The organism is Cohnella herbarum (genome assembly GCF_012849095.1).
Classification (GTDB): Bacteria; Bacillota; Bacilli; order Paenibacillales; family Paenibacillaceae; genus Cohnella; species Cohnella herbarum.
In genome coordinates, this window is sequence record NZ_CP051680.1 from 7,931,946 (window position 1) to 7,949,871 (window position 17,926).

The 17,926-nt window shown below is 49.8% G+C and carries 20 protein-coding genes; 14 read left to right on the top strand and 6 right to left on the bottom strand.

The window, feature by feature from the left end; all coding sequences use genetic code 11:
- Nucleotides 1-3: 3 nt before the first annotated feature.
- The 5 genes from HH215_RS33265 to add are packed head-to-tail and all read left to right on the top strand — an operon-like array spanning nucleotide 4 to nucleotide 6,422.
- Nucleotides 4-1,371, top strand: a complete 1,368-nt coding sequence (locus HH215_RS33265; protein WP_169283819.1) for an LLM class flavin-dependent oxidoreductase — start codon at nucleotides 4-6, stop codon at nucleotides 1,369-1,371.
- 12 nt (nucleotides 1,372-1,383) lie between these two features.
- On the top strand, nucleotides 1,384-2,754 hold the full coding sequence (locus tag HH215_RS33270; RefSeq protein ID WP_169283820.1) for an LLM class flavin-dependent oxidoreductase: 1,371 nt from the start codon (nucleotides 1,384-1,386) through the stop codon (nucleotides 2,752-2,754).
- 18 nt (nucleotides 2,755-2,772) lie between these two features.
- Nucleotides 2,773-4,215, top strand: a complete 1,443-nt coding sequence (locus HH215_RS33275; protein WP_169283821.1) for a 4-hydroxyphenylacetate 3-hydroxylase family protein — start codon at nucleotides 2,773-2,775, stop codon at nucleotides 4,213-4,215.
- A 21-nt stretch (nucleotides 4,216-4,236) separates the two neighbouring features.
- Nucleotides 4,237-5,379, top strand: a complete 1,143-nt coding sequence (gene ssuD / locus HH215_RS33280; protein WP_169283822.1) for an FMNH2-dependent alkanesulfonate monooxygenase — start codon at nucleotides 4,237-4,239, stop codon at nucleotides 5,377-5,379.
- A 23-nt stretch (nucleotides 5,380-5,402) separates the two neighbouring features.
- Nucleotides 5,403-6,422, top strand: coding sequence for an adenosine deaminase (gene add, locus HH215_RS33285; RefSeq protein WP_254450299.1), 1,020 nt, complete (start codon nucleotides 5,403-5,405; stop codon nucleotides 6,420-6,422).
- A 78-nt stretch (nucleotides 6,423-6,500) separates the two neighbouring features.
- Here add and HH215_RS33290 read toward each other — a convergent pair whose 3' ends face one another.
- A complete protein-coding gene (locus HH215_RS33290; RefSeq protein ID WP_169283823.1) occupies nucleotides 6,501-7,367 on the bottom strand; it encodes an AraC family transcriptional regulator in 867 nt (288 codons plus the stop codon).
- Nucleotides 7,368-7,511: 144 nt separating this feature from the next.
- Here HH215_RS33290 and HH215_RS33295 point away from each other — a divergent pair, with 144 nt between their 5' ends.
- From HH215_RS33295 to HH215_RS33305, 3 genes are all read left to right on the top strand, one after another.
- Nucleotides 7,512-8,804 (top strand): Gfo/Idh/MocA family protein, encoded by a 1,293-nt coding sequence (locus tag HH215_RS33295; RefSeq protein ID WP_169283824.1) that lies wholly within the window; start codon nucleotides 7,512-7,514, stop codon nucleotides 8,802-8,804.
- A 17-nt stretch (nucleotides 8,805-8,821) separates the two neighbouring features.
- On the top strand, nucleotides 8,822-10,228 hold the full coding sequence (gene uxaC / locus HH215_RS33300; RefSeq protein WP_169283825.1) for a glucuronate isomerase: 1,407 nt from the start codon (nucleotides 8,822-8,824) through the stop codon (nucleotides 10,226-10,228).
- A gap of 131 nt (nucleotides 10,229-10,359) precedes the next feature.
- Nucleotides 10,360-11,286 (top strand): Rpn family recombination-promoting nuclease/putative transposase, encoded by a 927-nt coding sequence (locus HH215_RS33305; RefSeq protein WP_169283826.1) that lies wholly within the window; start codon nucleotides 10,360-10,362, stop codon nucleotides 11,284-11,286.
- Between the two features lie 62 nt (nucleotides 11,287-11,348).
- On the opposite strand, the gene HH215_RS36610 is transcribed toward HH215_RS33305, so the two are convergent.
- From HH215_RS36610 to HH215_RS33330, 5 genes are all read right to left on the bottom strand, one after another.
- The gene (locus HH215_RS36610) at nucleotides 11,349-11,594 is read right to left on the bottom strand and encodes a hypothetical protein (RefSeq protein ID WP_169284694.1); all 246 of its coding nucleotides are present in this window, start codon (nucleotides 11,592-11,594) and stop codon (nucleotides 11,349-11,351) included.
- 73 nt (nucleotides 11,595-11,667) lie between these two features.
- Nucleotides 11,668-11,964, bottom strand: a complete 297-nt coding sequence (locus tag HH215_RS33315) for a DUF3055 domain-containing protein (RefSeq protein ID WP_174887653.1) — start codon at nucleotides 11,962-11,964, stop codon at nucleotides 11,668-11,670.
- 211 nt (nucleotides 11,965-12,175) lie between these two features.
- Nucleotides 12,176-13,417, bottom strand: coding sequence for a site-specific integrase (locus tag HH215_RS33320; RefSeq protein WP_169283827.1), 1,242 nt, complete (start codon nucleotides 13,415-13,417; stop codon nucleotides 12,176-12,178).
- Nucleotides 13,418-13,458: 41 nt separating this feature from the next.
- Nucleotides 13,459-13,785, bottom strand: a complete 327-nt coding sequence (locus HH215_RS33325) for a hypothetical protein (RefSeq protein WP_169283828.1) — start codon at nucleotides 13,783-13,785, stop codon at nucleotides 13,459-13,461.
- A 648-nt stretch (nucleotides 13,786-14,433) separates the two neighbouring features.
- Entirely contained in the window at nucleotides 14,434-15,372 is a 939-nt protein-coding gene (locus tag HH215_RS33330; protein ID WP_169283829.1) for a helix-turn-helix domain-containing protein, read from the bottom strand.
- A gap of 128 nt (nucleotides 15,373-15,500) precedes the next feature.
- On the opposite strand from HH215_RS33330, the gene HH215_RS33335 reads away from it, so the two are divergent.
- The 6 genes from HH215_RS33335 (at nucleotide 15,501) to HH215_RS33360 (ending at nucleotide 17,903) form a co-directional block, all read left to right on the top strand.
- Nucleotides 15,501-15,791 (top strand): helix-turn-helix transcriptional regulator, encoded by a 291-nt coding sequence (locus tag HH215_RS33335; RefSeq protein ID WP_254450300.1) that lies wholly within the window; start codon nucleotides 15,501-15,503, stop codon nucleotides 15,789-15,791.
- Entirely contained in the window at nucleotides 15,775-16,035 is a 261-nt protein-coding gene (locus HH215_RS33340) for a helix-turn-helix transcriptional regulator (protein ID WP_169283830.1), read from the top strand. Before HH215_RS33335 ends, HH215_RS33340 begins: the two co-directional genes overlap by 17 nt.
- A gap of 32 nt (nucleotides 16,036-16,067) precedes the next feature.
- Nucleotides 16,068-16,466: a helix-turn-helix domain-containing protein gene (locus HH215_RS33345; protein WP_169283831.1), complete on the top strand. Its 399-nt coding sequence runs from the start codon at nucleotides 16,068-16,070 to the stop codon at nucleotides 16,464-16,466.
- A gap of 88 nt (nucleotides 16,467-16,554) precedes the next feature.
- A complete protein-coding gene (locus tag HH215_RS33350; protein WP_169283832.1) occupies nucleotides 16,555-17,004 on the top strand; it encodes a hypothetical protein in 450 nt (149 codons plus the stop codon).
- A gap of 209 nt (nucleotides 17,005-17,213) precedes the next feature.
- Nucleotides 17,214-17,561 carry a hypothetical protein gene (locus HH215_RS35975; RefSeq protein WP_174887654.1) on the top strand — a complete coding sequence of 116 codons (348 nt, stop codon included), beginning with the start codon at nucleotides 17,214-17,216 and terminating at the stop codon, nucleotides 17,559-17,561.
- Nucleotides 17,562-17,903 carry a hypothetical protein gene (locus HH215_RS33360; protein ID WP_169283833.1) on the top strand — a complete coding sequence of 114 codons (342 nt, stop codon included), beginning with the start codon at nucleotides 17,562-17,564 and terminating at the stop codon, nucleotides 17,901-17,903.
- Nucleotides 17,904-17,926 lie beyond the last annotated feature (23 nt).

Below are 17,926 nucleotides of genomic sequence, written 5' to 3' on the forward strand. Positions count from 1 at the left end.
CCTATGACGAAACAAATCAGGCTTAACGCTTTCGACGTGAACGCGGCCATGCACAATTCCCATGGCCTATGGAAACATCCGGAAAGCGAGAGATACCGATACAAGGATTTGAAGTATTGGGTCGAGATGGCGCAATTGTTGGAGAAGGGCATGTTCGATGCGTTGTTCCTGGCGGACGTATACGGATTCTACGATATTTATCGGGGAAACCGGGATGCGGCACTCCGGGACGCCATCCAAGCGCCGATCAACGATCCTTCTCTGATCATTCCGACGATGGCTTACGCCACTAAGCACCTGAGCTTCGCGGTAACGGTCCCGACGACCTACGAGCAGCCCTATGCCCACGCCAGGCGAATGACGACGCTGGATCACTTGACGAACGGCAGGATCGGTTGGAACGTCGTTACCTCCTTTCTCCCGAGCGCGGCGCGCAACTTCGGGTTGGACCGGATGATCGGGCACGACGAGCGCTACGATATCGCGGACGAATACTTGGAAGTCGTGTATAAGCTATGGGAAGGCAGCTGGGAGGACGACGCGGTCATTCGGGACACGGTCAAAGGCATATACACCGACCCTGCCAAGGTTCGGGAAATCCATCACGAGGGTAAGCATTATCGCGTACCCGGGCCGCATCTTAGCGAACCTTCCCCGCAACGGACGCCGGTGTTGTATCAAGCCGGGGCATCGCCGAGAGGGAGGGCGTTCGCGGCGAAACACGCGGAATGCGTCTTCATAGACGGACATTCCTATGAGAGCATGAAGTTTTACGTAGACGATATTCGCGCCCAAGCCGTCGCTTACGGTCGGCATCCCGATGATATTAAGGTGTTCATGGCGCTTAGCACGATCGTGGGGACGACGGCTAAGGAAGCGCAAGAGAAGTTCCGCGAGTTGACCGAGTTAAGCAGCGAAGAAGGACCGCAAGCGATTTACGGGGGGTATACCGGCATCGACTTGTCGAAGGGAGATCCGAATCAGATATTGACTTACCAAGCAACCGATCACGGACAAACCGTGCTGGCTCGTTATACGAAGATGTCTCCCAAGGAGATGACTTACGGGGAAGTCATCGAATCGGTTAAGAAAATCGGAGGCAGGGCCGTCGTTCTGACCGGCTCCGCGGAGCAGGTAGCGGATCAAATGCAGGCATGGATGGAGAAAACGGGGATCGACGGGTTTAATCTCGGCCATCTCGTCACTCCGGGCAGCTTGAAGGAAGTCATCGACGGAGTGATACCGATCTTGCAGGAGCGAGGGGTATACAAAACGGAATATGAAACAGGTACGATGCGAGAGAAGTTGTTCGGGGCCGGTCGAAGCCGACTGCCCGAGCGGCATCCCGGAGCCGGTTACCGATACAAGTGAGGGATTGCGACGATGGGGAAAAAAATATTGCTGAACGCTTTCGACATGAACACCGCCATGCACAGCGCTCATGGATTGTGGAAACATCCGGCGAACCAACGCCATCGCTATAAAGATCTGAACTATTGGGTGGAATTGGCGCGATTGCTTGAGCGGGGGAAATTCGACGCCTTGTTCTTGGCGGACGTGCTTGGTTTCTACGACATATTCGGCGGCAATCGTGACGCGGCGCTGCGCGATGCGGTTCAAGCGCCGGTGAACGATCCTTCGTTGATTATTCCGACGATGGCTTATGCGACCGAGCATCTGAGCTTCGCGGTTACGATACCGACGACTTACGAGCCGCCATACGCGCACGCAAGACGGATGTCGACGCTGGATCATTTAACGGGAGGACGGGTAGGCTGGAATATTGTCACGTCTTTCTTGCCGAGCGCGGCCTTGAATTTCGGTCTGGACCGAATGGTGACCCATGACGAAAGATACGAGGTCGCGGACGAATATCTCGACGTCGTTTATAAGCTGTGGGAAGCCAGTTGGGAGGATGACGCCGTCATTCGCGATACGGCGAGAGGCATCTACACCGATCCTTCCAAAGTCCACGAGATTAATCATCAAGGCAAATACTATAACATTCCGGGTCCTCATCTGAGCGAACCTTCGCCTCAGCGTACGCCGGTTCTCTATCAAGCTGGAACGTCAGCAAGAGGCCGGGAGTTCGCGGCGAAACACGCGGAATGCGTGTTCATCGACGCCCACAATTTCGAGAGCTTGAAATTTTACGTGGACGATATCCGGGCCAAAGCGGTTTCTTACGGCCGCAAGCCGGAGGACGTTAAGGTGTTCATGGCGATCAATTCGATCGTGGGTCGCACCCGGGCCGAAGCGGAAGAAAAATATCGGGAGTATACGGCGATACGAAGCGATGAAGCGCCTCAAGTGCTCTACGGAGGCTTCAGCGGAATCGATCTGTCCAAGTACGATCGGTCGGATTACTTGTCCTACTACGCGTCCGATCATGGACAGGCGGCGGTTGCCCGGTTTACGACGATGTCGGAGAAAAAGATGAACGTAGGCGAGGTCGTGGACGAGATTACGAAGATCGGCGGCAGAAGCGCGCTGCTCTTCGGATCCGGCGAGGAAGTCGCCGATCAAATGCAGCAATGGGTGGAACGAACCGGGATCGACGGATTTAATCTCGCGCATCTCATCACTCCGGGAAGCTTGGAGGATATCATCGATTTGGTCGTTCCGGTCTTGCAGGAACGGGGATTGTACAAGACGGAGTACGAGAAGGGAACGATGCGCGAGAAGCTCTTCGGACCCGGGGAAAGCCGTCTTCCGGACAGGCATCCCGGAGCGGCTTTCCGCCGTCGCAAATGACAAAGGAGTGAATGGGTGATGCCTTCCAGAGGACAACGATTCTTGGATAGCTTAAACGACGGCCGCAACGTCTGGGTCGATAACGATAGAGTAACCGATCTTCCCACTCATCCGGCATTTTCCGGAACGCTAGGTACGATTAGCCGGTTGTTCGATTTCTTGGACGATGCCAAGTTCAGGGATCACGTGGGGTATCCGGTGAACGGGCGCGACAAATACGCGCACAGCTCGTTTCTGGTTCCCTATAGCGCGGAGGATTTGGCGAAGAGAAGCAACGCGTTCTCTTATTGGGCCAAAGAGACGAACGGCGTCATGAGCCGATTGTCCGATTACGCCCGTTCGTTGGTGACCGGGTGGTATGGCTCCCGTAAGCAGTTAGGCAAGCTGGAGTCCAAGCTGGAGTCGAAAATAGCGGCGTATTACGAAGAGGCGAGGGATAAGGATTTATTCCTGACGACTTCTCTACTGGATCCGCAGATCGACCGGTCCAAAGGGCTTGACGATCAACGAATTGCCGAAAGGTATTTGCATGTCGTCAAGGAAACGAAAGAAGGCATCGTACTGAATGGCGCGAAGATGATCGCGACGGGAGCCCCCTATACCCATGACTTTCTGATCTTCTCGTTTAACAAGCTGGATGTCCGGCACAGCAAGCACGCGCATGCCTTGATCGTACCCGCCGGGTCGAAAGGCTTGCATATCGTGTGCAGGGACTCGTTCGCCGAAGCCGGCGTTCGGGATTATCCGCTTAGCGCCCGTTATGACGAAATGGACGCCGTCCTGTTGTTCGACGAAGTGCTTATTCCCTGGGAACGGGTACTGATCAACGGCGACGCGGATGCGGTCTGGAAACTGAGAACCCATACCCCGTCCAATACGCTCGCTTTCCATCAGACGGTCGTTCGTTTCGTCGCGAAGCTGGAGTTCGTAACCGGAGTCGCTATCGCCGTAGCGGACGCGATCGGCGTCAACGGATTCCTGCACGTGCAGGAGAAGCTCGGAGAGCTGATTACGCAGATCGATACGATGAAGGCTCTCGTCATCGCTTCGGAAGCGCAGGCCAAACCCGACCCGGTCACGGGGATGTGGTTGCCGGAAGCTTCCTACATCGATACGGCGAGAAGCATCGGAACGAAGCTGTACCCAAGGGCGATCGAAATCCTCCAGCAGATCGGCGGCGGAGGTTTCGTTCAGACGCCGGCGAGGATGAGCCAGTTCGAAGGGCCGTTAAGCGACTTGCTTAACCGTTATTTCGAAGGGGTATCGTTAAACGCGGAAAACAAAGTACGGCTGTTCAAGCTGGCGTGGGACCTTATCGGCAGCCCGCTCGGTTCGAGGCATGAACTGTACGAACGATTCTACGCGGGAGATCCGGTTCGGAGTTTCGCGAATCAGTACATCGGCAGCGACAAATCCGCGTTGGTCGACCCGATATGGAAGCTTCTGCGACAATCCCGCTAGTAATAGGAAGGAGTAAATGACATGGAAGTGTTTTGGTTTATTCCGACGCATGGCGACGGCAAGTATTTGGGGACCGGACATGGGGCCCGCGCCGTCGATTTCGATTACATGACTCAGATCGCCAAGGCAGCGGACAGCTTGGGATTCGGAGGCGTCCTGCTCCCCACCGGCAAATCCTGCGAAGATCCGTGGATCGCGGCTTCGGCTTTAATACCGATGACCCAAAAGCTTAAATTTCTCGTCGCGGTACGACCCGGACTCATGTCGCCGACGATAGCGGCGAGAATGGCCTCGACGTTCGACCGGATATCCGGTGGAAGGCTGCTTATCAACGTCGTGACCGGGGGGGATCCGATAGAATTGGCCGGAGAAGGCCTCCATCTCGACCATGACGCCCGTTACGAGATGACCGACGAATTCCTTACCGTATGGCGTAAAGCGCTTCAAGGAGAGGAAATCGATCTGGACGGCGAGCATATTCGGATCAAAGGCGGCAAAGTGCTGTATCCGCCCGTTCAACAGCCGTATCCGCCTTTGTATTTCGGAGGGTCTTCGGATGCGGGGCACAAAGTGGCGGCGAATCATATCGACGTTTATCTTTCCTGGGGGGAACCCCCGGAGCAAGTGAAGGAGAAGATCGACGTCGTTCGCAAGCTCGCGGCCGAACAAGGGAGAACGGTGCGTTTCGGAATCAGGCTTCATGTGATCGTCAGGGAGAAAGAAGAAGACGCGTGGAAAGCGGCGGACGAGCTCATCAGCTATTTGGACGACGACACGATCGCGGGCGCCCAGAAAATATTGGACCGGTTCGACTCGGTCGGACAACGGCGAATGATGAATTTGCACGGAGGCAGGCGCGAGAATTTGGAGATCAGTCCGAATCTATGGGCCGGCGTCGGACTTGTCCGTGGCGGCGCGGGAACCGCGCTAGTCGGCGATCCCCGAACGGTCGCGGATCGGATGAAGGCTTATGCGGATATCGGAATCGAGACGTTTATTCTATCAGGCTATCCTCACCTGGAGGAAGCCTACCGGACGGCAGAGTTGTTGTTCCCGTTGCTGCCGCTCAGCGGCAAGCAAGAGAAACGCGCGGGGAACTCCTATATTAGCCCGTTCGGGGAAATGATCGCGAACAACGAAATCCCGAAAGCCGAAGCGAGATAAGGACATAGGCGCTAGGAGGTTTTATGATGGCGGCGAACGGGATAGACGGCCGATGGCTCGCGGATCTGCCCAAGGTGGAATTGCACGTCCATCTCGAGGGCTCGATTCCGAGCGCGGCGTTGCTTGCGCTTGCGGATAAATACGGAGCGAAGCTGCCTCGGCCGATCGATAAGCTTTACGAATTCGACGGGCTGAAGCCTTTCCTTGAATTCCTGGATTGGATTTGCGGATTGATCCGCACCGGCGAGGAATTGGAGGGGATCGCTTACGAAGTCGCCCGACGATTGTCGGAGCAACGGGTCTCCTATGCGGAAATTATCGTGAATCCAACCCATTGGCATGAACATTGGACTGTTGAGCGATTGGTTTCCTCGTTGATCGCGGGTTTCGAACGCGCGGCGGATGAGGGATTAGCGGATTGCAGTCTGCTCTTATCCCTATTAAGGACGCAGAGCGGAGAAGCGGCCGAGGAACTCGTGGATTGGATGATCGCGAATCGAAACCCTCGCATTGCGGGCTTATCTATCGACGGGAACGAACAAGCCGCAGGGAGGACGGGGCCAAGATTCGCCAAGGCATTCGCGAAGGCTAAAGCCGCGGGCTTCTTTACGACGGCACATGCGGGGGAGTCCTCGGGACCCGAAGGGGTCCGGGATGCCCTCGATCTGTTAGTCGTCGATCGCATCGACCACGGGGTAAGGGCGGCGGAGGATCCGGACTTGATAATCCGGCTTGCTAACGAAGGGATCCCTCTGAACGTGTGCCTGACCTCGAACTTGGTTCTGCTGTATCCTTCGATCGATGATCATCCTCTTCGCCGGTTGCTGGAGGCGGGGGTTCGCGTCACGGTGAATACCGATGACCCGGAGTTGCTGGGGATATCGCTAACAAGCGAATGGGAAAAGATCGGCTCGTTGTGCGAATGGACGCGCGAACATGCCGTGTCCGCTTCACGCCATGCGATTGACGCGGCTTTCTGCGACGATCGGAGGAAACGGGTGCTTCACGAGCAACTGACCGCGTTCTTGAATCGGACGAGTTAGCGCGTTAATGAAGACTTACAATCAAATAACTAAGGAAAAACGTGTTATCCCGTTAAAGCGGAAGCTCAAAGCTTCGTGCTAGAGTGGAGTGGCGGCACGTTGCACCTTGCGATAATCCCGGGCGGAAGTCCGGGTTATTTTTTTGAACGTTTTGCCGAAATGGGAGAAATTATCGAAGCCGGTTCGAGCGGCGACGTCCGTTACGGAGAGGCTGCTTTCTCTAAGCAAGCGCTGCGCTTCCTTAATTCGGGTGAGGTTCAAGTAATCGATCAAAGTAAAACCGGTAACTTCCTTAAATGCGCGACTCATGTAGTAAGGACTGATGAAAAACCGTTCGGCGAGCTGTTGGACGCGGATTTGTTCCCCGTAATTCGCGTTCAAATAACGCACGACTTCGGAGATTTTCCGGTGCAGCGGCGAAACGTAAGCGGGCTCCGGCGGGCGATTGGCTGCAACGTGACGAGAAGATAGTAGCATCAACTCCGTAACGGCTTGCCGGATTGAAATTACGTATCCCGGCGGCCGGTCTCTAAGTTCGACTAACATTCTTCCGATCGTTTGGCTAAGCCTCTCCCGGTTGTCGGACAGTAAGTTGACGATAGGACTGTCTTGGCGGAATGGACTAAGCAGCAGATCGTCGTGGGGCTTAAGTACGTCCCTGACGAATCGTTCGTCGATATGGATAACGATTCTCTCGTGAGCGGGCTCGCCTTCCTGCAAAGTTTTATGAACCTCGTTCTTATCGATGAATACAAGGTCTCCGGCAGCGATCCGATAGGTCGTGTCTTTAACGAAGTAAATTCTCGAACCGGAAAGGAGGTAGTAGATTTCGTAATACGGATGAAAATGGTTGCTCGTCATGCTGAACGGTACCGTTCGCTTCACGTAATCGAGATATAGAGGATCGGAATAAGATCCGTATATCATCGTCTCGGGCAACTTCATCGATCATCATCTCCTCTCTATGTTTATAGTATAGCAAGAAAAGCGGGGTTTTAAGAAAAAAAAGCAGAAAACACGGAGAATTAAATACTCGTTTGCGATAAATTAGTGCTAGAGGATTGACACTATCGTAAAAGGGTGATGGAAATGACTTTAAAGAAAAAATACGTACTCGTCGGTTCGGGCGGCAGGGCAGAGTTCTTCTATTCGGCGATCGCGACTTCATTTCATGAAACATCCGAATTGTTGGCGTTTTGCGACACGAACCAAACCCGCATGGATTACGCGAATCGGCAATTGACGGAGCGTTACGGTTACCAAAAGGTCAACACTTATAAAGCGGAGCAATTCGAAGAGATGATCGCTAACGAGCGTCCGGATGCGGTGATCGTGACAAGCGTGGACCGGACCCATCACTCGTACATCATTCGCGCTATGGAGCTAGGCTGCGACGTCGTTACGGAGAAGCCGATGACGGTGGACGAGATCAAATGCCAACAGATTCTTGACGCCGTCGAACGCACTCGCCGCGATGTGCGGGTAACGTTTAATTATCGTTATGCTCCCCATCATACGAAAGCCCGCGAACTGATTGAAGACGGAACGATCGGCAAGATCACTTCCGTGCACTTCGAATGGTTGTTGAATACGCAGCACGGCGCGGACTACTTCCGCAGATGGCATCGCGACAAAAGAAACAGCGGCGGATTGCTCGTGCACAAATCGACTCACCATTTCGATCTCGTCAATTTCTGGATCGGTTCCGAGCCGGACACCGTCTTCGCTTTCGGAGATTTGCTGTTCTACGGCAAAGAAAACGCGGAGGCGCGCGGCGAAACCAAGTTCTATGACCGGGCAACGGGCAACCCGAACGCGAAAGAGGATCCGTTCGCGCTTCATATGGACGAGAACGAGAATCTGAAGGGGCTTTACTTGGACGCGGAGCATGAGGACGGCTACCGCCGCGACCAGAGCGTATTCGGAGACGGCATCAATATTGAAGATACGATGGGCGTCATGGTAAAGTACAAGAATAATGCCATCATGACGTATTCGCTTAACGCGTATTTACCTTGGGAAGGTTACCGAATTGCCTTTAACGGAACGAAGGGTCGCATCGAAATGAAGGTCGTCGAGCAATCTTATGTCAATTCCGGCGGAGAGAAGTCGCAGGAAGGCGCATTGCAAGCTCAAAGCATCACGGTATTCCCGATGTTCGCGGCTCCTTACGAAGTCGAAGTAGAAGAGGGCATAGGCGGGCATGGCGGCGGCGACCCCGCACTGCTGAACGATATTTTCGGTACGCCGGTAGAGGATCGCTTCAATCGGGCGGCTAACCACATCGATGGAGCAAGATCGATTCTGACGGGAATTGCCGCGAATCGCTCCATACGGACAGGTCAACCCATAAAGGTAGATGAGCTGGTGAAATTTCACTGAAGGAGCGGGATAACGAAGTGAAAGCGTTTATGGACGATAATTTTTTGCTTCAGAATGCCGTATCGGAACGATTGTATCATGATTACGCGGCGAAACAGCCGATCATAGATTATCATTGTCATTTGAATCCCCAGGAAATATTCGAGGACAAGCGCTTTAGCAATTTGGCGGAAATCTGGCTGTACGGGGATCACTATAAGTGGCGGGCGATGAGGGCCAACGGGATTCCCGAATCCCTCGTTACCGGAGGGCCGGGCGTTAGCGATTACGATCGGTTCATGGCTTGGGTGAAGACGGTTCCCGCTACGTTAGGCAATCCGTTATACCATTGGTCGCATTTGGAGCTTCGTCGTTATTTCAATATCGAAGAGACGATTAACGAGAAGAACGGACCGATTATCTGGGAGAAAGCCAACGCGATCTTGCAATCCGAACGTTTTTCCGTTAGGCAGCTTATTCGGGAACAGCGGGTTCGCGTCATCTGCACGACAGACGATCCGACCGATACGCTCGAATACCATGAGGGAATCAAAGGATTAGCGGACTTCGATTGTCAGGTGCTTCCGTCGTTCAGACCGGACAAAGGTTTGGAAATACGCAGAGAACCGTTCGTGGCATGGGTGAAGAAGCTAGCGCAATCAGCGGGTATGCCGGTCACGAGCTACGGGCAATTCCTCGAAGCGATCGATAGCCGAATTCAACATTTCGCCAACGTCGGGTGTAAAGTATCCGATCACGCGTTAGATCAGGTGTACTACTCGGAAGCGACGCTGGACGAGGTTTCGGTTATTTTCTCCAAGGCAATGGACGGGCAACCGCTCACTTTGGAAGAAGAGCAGAAGCACAAAACCTATACGCTGATCCATCTCGGCCAGCAGTACGCGAAACGCGGTTGGACGATGCAGTTGCACATCCATGCTTCCCGGAACAACAACAGCCGCATGTTCTCGCGCTTGGGACCGGATACGGGATTCGATTCCATTCATGACGGACCGCTCGCTTATCCGTTGATGAAGCTGTTAGACGGAATCGAAGCCACGGGTACTCTGCCGCAGACGATTCTGTACTCTCTAAACCCGAAAGATTATAGCGTGTTGGGCACCGTCATGGGAAGCTTTCAGGACGGTAACGCTGTTGGGAAAATCCAATTGGGTTCGGCTTGGTGGTTCAACGATACGAAAGACGGCATGCTCGAACAGATGAACGTGCTTGCCAACATGGGGCTTTTGAGCCGGTTCGTGGGGATGCTTACGGATTCTCGCAGCTTTCTCTCCTATCCGCGACATGAGTATTTCCGCAGAATCCTATGCAATATGCTCGGAGAATGGGTCGTTCGGGGCGAAGCTCCGGATGATACGGATCTTCTGGGCGGCATGGTGGAAGATATTTGTTACCGTAACGCGAAACGGTATTTCAATTTTTAATTGCGCGATCCTGCCTGCTTTGATATGCTTCGGTTATATTTAATTATCGGTCGTGAAGCACACGCCGCTTGTTCTCCTTTAGGGGGAGCAAGCGGCGTGTTGTTGTTCATGGGCATAAGGGAGGATATGGAGTGAGCGAGCAAGACTTAACGAAGGAGCAGGGCAAGAGAGAGAACATTCCTCACGATGAAGCGTTCAAGAAATTGCTGCAAACCTTTTTCGCCGAATTTATCGAGCTGTTTTTTCCACACTTGGATTTGCTATTGGATCATACCCACACGCGATTGTTAATGCAGGAGTTGCTCGTAGATATCGTTGGCGAAGAGGCAAGGAGTCTCGATTTACTCATAGAAACCAGGTATAGATCGCTTAATGCTTATATACTGATACATTTAGAGCCGCAATCGTACTGGCAAGAAAAATTCAACGAGCGAATGTTTATCTATTTCAGTCGACTCTTCGAGCGGCATCGCAAAGAGCATAGACTTATTATTCCGATTGCGATCTTTACCTCGGATGCGTGGCGAGAAGAGCCGGATACCTACTCGATGGCGATACCCGATCATGAGATCGTCCGTTTTCAGTTTTTAAAGGTGGAGCTGAAAAAGCATAATTGGAGACGATTCGTGGATTCGGATAATCCCGTAGCCGCTGCGCTGTTAGCGAAAATGGGATATAATAAGAAGGAAAAGAGAGAGATGCGTTCGGCTTACTTGCGGATGATTCTACGGATGAGAAAAAAGCTGGACGATGCGAAAATGGCTTTAATCATGTCCGTTGCGGATTTGTATTTCGAGCCCGATAGAGAACAAGATGAACAAGTACTGCGCGAGTTGCTTAACCAATATCCGGAGGAGGGCGATAACATCATGGAGCTTATGCCGGCTTGGAAACGTTGGGGATACGAGGAAGGAATAGAGGAAGGGTTGGAGAAAGGAAAAGCGGAAGAACGCAAAATGACCGTTCGCAAGCTGCTTGCCAAAGGTTTCTCCGACGAGCAGATCGCCGAAACGCTTGAAATATCTTTGGATGAAATTAAACGGCTTGCCCGTCATTAACCGATAGATAAGGGACAGGAACTTTGGCTGCTTAGCCGAAAGATGCTGTCCCTATTTCGTAATTACAACGGGTCTTCTCCCGGATAATCCCGGTCCAAACCGGCATGCAATCCGCGATTCTCATAGCCGAAACGAGCCGGAGAACGCTGGTCATCACGCCACTCCGGGGTTTTACCTAAAGTTTCCGAGATCAACGGAGAGCCGTAGGGGCCTTCGGGAAATTCTTCGGGAATCAGATCATTGCGCAGCGATTCAACCGTCGCGAGATCGGTCGTCGCTTGTTTTTTCTCCGAACGAAAGGGAAACAGGGTTGGAAACCTCCTAACTGATTAGGGTGATTTCCATTAGAGTGTCCGGGTCAACCGATTGTTAATCGGAAAGTTAATCGGTATAATTGACGGCTCCGAGTACGAGAGTCAGAAATTGGGCGAGTTCTGCCGCTTCTTCCTCGTTGATCCGAAACACCGATTCCAGCACGCCCTCTTCTTCGAGGTCGTCTGGCCCCAATACGGCGCTGCGTCCGAACATCATGTCCGTTACGAGCTTCTTGCCGTAGAAACGGTTCGTCGATAAAATCGCCAGGTCAAAGCGTTTCAGACCGGGCGTTACGAACGTGACGAACCGGGTCGTCGTTTGTTCCGTCGAATCCGATAAAAAATCGAAATCCTTCATACTCATCGGTAAAAGTCCTCCTTGGCATTCTGCTCCTCTTATTATACGGGATAGACGGGGTATTGCCTAACTTGGATATATTTGATAATCTATAGTTGTTCATGTTTGCAGGAGAGAGGAAGCACTTCTATTTTGAGGGTCTGAAAACCCAATGATATCAAGGTTTATGAATTTATTTGTGGGTATTTGCCCACGTTTTGCCCACGTGAGATAAACATTAGAGGCCATTCATTAGCTCATCGAGCTTTTGGACTGCTTCTTTTTTTCGTGTTTTTGTTACGTGTAGATATATGTCCTTCGTTACTCGATCCGACTTATGCCCTAGACGCTCCATGATGGCCTCTATGGATACACCGGCTTCGGCCATGAGTGAAGTATGGGTATGCCTCATCGAATGCGGTGAGAGGGCTGTATTCAAGCCCGCGTACTTTAACAGTGTGGTCATGCGCTTATGAACGCTGCCGCGTGAAATTGGATATCCTAGCAATGTATCTTCCCGAGCAAATACGTAATCCTTATCTAGATAAGTTTTCTTATGTTCCATTTTGAAAATGTTCTGTCGGGCTTTCAAACTTTTCAATTCTGTAACAAGCACCTTATTAATGTCGATGACACGCTTTGAGCTTATCGTCTTTGGTGGGTTTAATCCTGGATTCGCAACTCCATCCTTCTCATACAACGTTTTGTTGATATTGATTGTCTGGTTTACCAGATCGATATCCCGCCACTTTAGAGCAACCATCTCCCCGATTCGCAATCCTGTATAAGCTAATAAATAATACCTCACGAAATCATCCGGATGGCCCTTTTTAGCCTCATGGAGGAAACGGGCAAGCTCTTCCTTCTCTAAATACTTCGGAAGCTCGTTCTCATTTTCTAACTCTTCAACTGTCTTTTGAAAAGTTGGTAACTGGGCTTTTTCAGTTGGATCGGAAGCGATTATTTCAAGATCAACTGCATTGGCGAACAGTAGTTTTGCCGTCTCATGAATACTTTCAATTGTTTTCTTCGAGTAGCCTTTTCTCTTAACTTTCTTACCGACTTCTTTGTTCTTGAGCTCAATGAGCATGTCCTGATACATTTTTCGGGTAATTTTCTTAAGTGGGATTTCGGAGAAGTGAGCGGATAGGTTTTTGAGTCTAGCACGCCTAATATCGATCGTGCTGTTTCTCACTTTTCCAGTAGCTGCATAAATGTCAATCCATTGTTCTGCGAATTCCTTAAACGAAACATTTTTCTCCGATACGTATGTACCGTCAGCAACGGATACAATAGCCTTTGCATAAGCGAGCTCTGCTTCCTTCTGAGACTTGAAGCCATGTTTCTCCGTTTGCCGGCGTTTGCCCGTCTTAGGATCTGGGCCGAGCTCGAGCCGATAAGACCAGGTAGCTCCGCATTTACACTTTCCCTCGCATTTACAACTACGTTTACGTACCGTTGATTTAGCTATTGTTTTCAACTCCTCTCTTAATTCTATTTATGCTTTTTAGTCAACTACAATCAATAACGCAAACCTGCTGTATTGTGTTCAAGAGCCTTTTTAGTCACTTCATGCAACTTGTCTATTATTGGTTTTGAGCGCACTACTTCAGATACATCATTACTTATATATTTGCGTGCCCCAACACGAAGTCCCTCTTCATTCAACTTTTTAGCCACTTCCGCTACAGCACCTTCAATGGCGTACTCATGAATAATCCGCTTTTCGAGCGTATCGGGAGAATAAGACTCGATTAAAGCAATGACTTCATTCTGATGTTCAATTTCTTTCTGGAGGGCCTCCACGTATTCTTTCCTCTTCTGTAGACTGATTTTTTTCATCTTCATAGAATTGTTCCTTTCGGTTTATGAATTTTAATACATATAGGAACCGCCATGCAGCGGGGAACCTCTTTGTAAGTCGCCTGAGCCCGATAAAGCCGTTCTGAGGGCTTGTATAGGCTGGGTGGTAGTTTGTACCGGTTAACGTTGTAGTGTGCTGAAACCATGATGAATCAATACGAAATGGAGCTTAGACGGTGTGATTGATGGGGTATGTTGAACATACATCATAGGTTCATTACTAATGAGGTCATGGTTACGGTAAGTTAGCGTCCCCTTGTCAGTCATTGCGTGCTGGAGCTTAGACGGTGCATTGTCTGCATACGTCCGTAATAATCGTGTAGGGTTTACGACGCGCGTCGTATTAGTACCCGGGTGTCGACCAGTTATAGCGCGCGCTATTTTCTCTAAAGTGCACGCGAGTGCACTTTTCTTTCGACACTTCTGTCGAATCATGATCTCACTCACCAATTATGGTGAGTCCAAAATTGGACTGTCATGGGTCAGCATGGATCCGTGCGCTCCTCAATTTCGACTCAGCAATTTTGCATAGTCTCATTACATCAACGGAATGGTGGAGTTTCAACGAACGGAAATTCGCGTTGGTTACTTCTTGCCCTAAGAGATTCTTAGGGTGCGCAATTTTTCGTTCAGTTACTGCCGATCCGGGAACAACACTTTGAGCATGTCCAGGATGCGTTGGCGATCGGGAGCATTTAGTGGCTGATGTTTATACGTGACTTCTTCTTCATTGAGTAAGCTAGTAAGTTCTTTGTTCTGCGTTACTTCACCAATGGTCAACGGAAAATCTTTGAGAGCCATTTCTAGATCACGTCCAACGGTTGTTATATCTCCTAAATCGAATTTTCTTCCACTATGTTCTTCAACTACCCCCACTAACGCTTTTACAACGTCGCGAATGGTTATACGTGCTGCTTCTCTTGCTTCTTCATCGGTCATCTCTACTAAGTCCCATGTTAAATCATCGAGTTGTTTTAGTTGCATTTGGTTGCCACGTTTTTGATGGCTTCCAGTGGTAACTAATTTTGAATAATCGATATCTAATTCATGTTTTTTGGCTATTTTAATGACATCTGCATAAAGTTTCCCCATTTCATCAAAATCGTCAAGTCTCTGCATCATTTCAATTAACTCATTAGTAATGTTCGAGAAGTCGAACAATGAATCTTTCATCACTTCATCGTCAATTGTGCTTTTCATTAATTCAATTAGATCCACTTTGATCTCTTCCGGATAGTCTCCGTTAATTGACATTTGGGATAATAAATCTCGGAACGATTCAATTACCTTCGATCGATCATTGTACGCTTCTTTTAATTGTTTTTTCTTATCATCAGAGAGACCATCAAAGTAACCGGAGTATTCAAGAAGATCACCATATGGGTGATCGTAAGCTTCAGAAAGTTTCCGTAGTGTCTCTCTTGATGGTATTGGTGGCTTATTAGTTTTTCGATTGTTTCCTAATTCTAGATCGCGTATATATGTGTGACTTAGCCCGGTGAGTTTAGCAACATCTCGTAAAGTCATTTTCCCTCGTAGTTCGCGAAGTTTTTCACCAAATTTCTGATTCAATTGTTATAACTCCTTCCATCTGATCATCTTGGTTTCTATTGTAAGGTATAGACGAACAAAGATAAAGAGGAATGTTGTTTCGTACTTGACACTTTATAACATCCATAATAAAATGAATTTTGTAAAGTGTGAAACAACAAAAGAGTGAGGTGATTTTATTGAAAAATGATGTTAAGTACCTGCGTCGAAGTAAGGCTTTCGATATGACCCAGGAAGAGCTGGCTCAAATTATAGGTGTAACGAAAGCCACGATATCAGCAATAGAGAATGGGGCGAATACTTCCGCGGAGAATATGTTGAAGATTTCAAGAGTTTTCAGTAAGGATCCAAGGGAAATTTTTTTTGTTGAAGATGTTGTTTCTGAAACAACAAACGAATTAGAAATAGGAATGGGGGGATTACATGGAACCAGTAATTAAGTTTTATAATGCCAAACATTTCGTAGAACTGCTTATCCGCAAAGGACATACAGTACATTCATTTGCTGTAGTCGTTGGGATTGAAGAAGCAACCATCGAACAAATCACGAACGGGAAAGGGAACCCGAGTCCGCAAGCCGCCAAAAAAATATGTGATGCTCTCGAAGTCAAATTTGATGACATCTTTCGTATCGGATATAGCAAGTCGAAACCGAACAAGCAGCCACAATCTGCAACGAACTAATTTAATCCATCAATTAATGAAGGAGAAAGACCATGAGCATTGATTCAACGCAAAGATTCTTGGACGTAGTGTTTGAAAGACTGCTGAATGAGAATGCGAGTAGCTTAATGGCAATGAAGGCTTTGATCGTGGAAGGCACCAATGAGATTCGTAACCGCGAATCCGCAGCAACAAGTGAAGCTCCGATTATAAACGGACGCAAGAGGGTTCTAAGGGCCGAGCATTTGCCGGATGTTTGCTCGCCGCAAGTCGCGGCCGACTACTTACAAATTTCGCGTACACGTGTCTATGAATATTGCGGAATTGCCCCTGAAGCTGGCGGTATCCCGAGTTATACGATCGGCGGAAGCCGCAAAATCGATAAAGCTGATTTGCTTCGTTGGAAAGAGGCGCAAAAGGCAAGAGCAGCTGAGCGCTTCGCTCATGATTGAACTACACTTGGTCAGTTAACGGGAATTATGTTGATCATCTCCGCTTACTAGCAACTCATTAAAACTCAATCAAGGGAGCGATATTTTAATGCAGGCAAAACAGGTGATTAACTGGCGCGGTGTTTACGAAGCGAACAGCTTCGATAAGAATGTCTTTGAGCAAATCCAGAGAGGCGAAATTCCGGATTGTTTGCAAGGGCAAGGAAAAGAGGCGGAGTTTTTCATGGAAGCTGTTCGGCTAATTGCAAATGAGTCTCGCGATATGACCAATGCTGAATTTTCGGAATTTCAGCTACGATTCGATCGGGTACTGTCCATGTCGCAGGAACAAGCGATCGAAGTCGATAATCCTATCCTCACAAGGGCAGACCGTGAGCAGGTGTTTAGCGCATGCATTGTTGACGCGATTGCCGATGATGGTTCTATTCCTCTCGAATCCGTGATTGAAGGGCTCGAACGAGAAGGTTTTGACGTGTCGGAGCTCCGGGCCTTTTGTGAAGAGATTATTTCCAGAGAAGGAGTTGCTCCCAATGCCTGAGGGTTGGTTGATACAACTTATTACGGAATTATCGTTGATGCTCGACAAGAGCAGAGATGAGATAGAGTCAGTTGTTAAGCAGTGCTCGACTTTCCGTAACGACGGCAGGATTGTTTTACACCTGGAACGGATGGAGCCACTGCTCGGATTGGAAGCTGGATATTTCCGGAAAGCAGCCGGACGAAGAATATAGAAAGGAGCCAAATGATATGGCTGAATTTAATTTACAGACGCGATTACGAGCTATTGATAGTGCTGAGCACGGTCCGAGGCTGCTGGAGATCAGCGGAGAGCATGTCCGCCTAGCGAAGGAGCTTATTTGTAACACGAGCGCATACACCATGGAGCAACGTGAAGAGATGCGTGGCCGCATTGAGCAATTACGGCAGGAGCGCGATTCAATCCTATCTCTCTATGCTGATTCTGTTCAGGATCCAGAAGTGATCATGGATAGTGGTTCGCAATCGTCGGCGCCAATGTCAGGGATTTTCGGACAGGAGAGCTTCAATGCAGTGGACAGGCCTCATACATCATCTTTGAGAGTGGTGAGCGATTAAATGGCAACGATCTATTTCAACTGGATCATCATGCGTCCGCTTCTTATTCTACTGCAAGACTTGGAAGCTGAGCTAACTGCCCTTGATACGGCCGGCGTAACCGTATTGCCCCTCGAAGCACATAAATTCGAGCTGATTCATACCATTCTGGGATTATGCGGAATCGAGCGAGATGATGATGAGGTTGCATACCTCTGCGATCCCCTGTTTTCCTTCCTTGAAGGCAACATAACTATCAGACAGTGCATGGAGAAAATGGATCTAATGTTCATTGAAACCAAGAAGGAAAGGCGGGGGAGGGATGGAGCCGGTAATGAAAGAGCTCTTATCGGAACCAGTTAAATCAATGAAACGTCGATCGGCGG

What these genes read in the sequence shown, in the direction of transcription:
- HH215_RS33275 (WP_169283821.1), top strand. Translation starts at nt 2,773, where the DNA reads ATGCCTTCCAGAGGACAACGATTCTTGGATAGCTTAAACGACGGCCGC.
- ssuD (WP_169283822.1), top strand. Translation starts at nt 4,237, where the DNA reads ATGGAAGTGTTTTGGTTTATTCCGACGCATGGCGACGGCAAGTATTTG.
- HH215_RS33340 (WP_169283830.1), top strand. Translation starts at nt 15,775, where the DNA reads ATGGAACCAGTAATTAAGTTTTATAATGCCAAACATTTCGTAGAACTG.
- HH215_RS33265 (WP_169283819.1), top strand. Translation starts at nt 4, where the DNA reads ATGACGAAACAAATCAGGCTTAACGCTTTCGACGTGAACGCGGCCATG.
- HH215_RS33360 (WP_169283833.1), top strand. Translation starts at nt 17,562, where the DNA reads ATGGCAACGATCTATTTCAACTGGATCATCATGCGTCCGCTTCTTATT.
- HH215_RS35975 (WP_174887654.1), top strand. Translation starts at nt 17,214, where the DNA reads ATGGCTGAATTTAATTTACAGACGCGATTACGAGCTATTGATAGTGCT.
- HH215_RS33295 (WP_169283824.1), top strand. Translation starts at nt 7,512, where the DNA reads ATGACTTTAAAGAAAAAATACGTACTCGTCGGTTCGGGCGGCAGGGCA.
- HH215_RS33270 (WP_169283820.1), top strand. Translation starts at nt 1,384, where the DNA reads ATGGGGAAAAAAATATTGCTGAACGCTTTCGACATGAACACCGCCATG.
- HH215_RS33315 (WP_174887653.1), bottom strand. Translation starts at nt 11,964, where the DNA reads ATGAGTATGAAGGATTTCGATTTTTTATCGGATTCGACGGAACAAACG.
- HH215_RS33350 (WP_169283832.1), top strand. Translation starts at nt 16,555, where the DNA reads ATGCAGGCAAAACAGGTGATTAACTGGCGCGGTGTTTACGAAGCGAAC.
- HH215_RS33345 (WP_169283831.1), top strand. Translation starts at nt 16,068, where the DNA reads ATGAGCATTGATTCAACGCAAAGATTCTTGGACGTAGTGTTTGAAAGA.
- add (WP_254450299.1), top strand. Translation starts at nt 5,403, where the DNA reads ATGATGGCGGCGAACGGGATAGACGGCCGATGGCTCGCGGATCTGCCC.
- HH215_RS33290 (WP_169283823.1), bottom strand. Translation starts at nt 7,367, where the DNA reads ATGAAGTTGCCCGAGACGATGATATACGGATCTTATTCCGATCCTCTA.
- HH215_RS33325 (WP_169283828.1), bottom strand. Translation starts at nt 13,785, where the DNA reads ATGAAGATGAAAAAAATCAGTCTACAGAAGAGGAAAGAATACGTGGAG.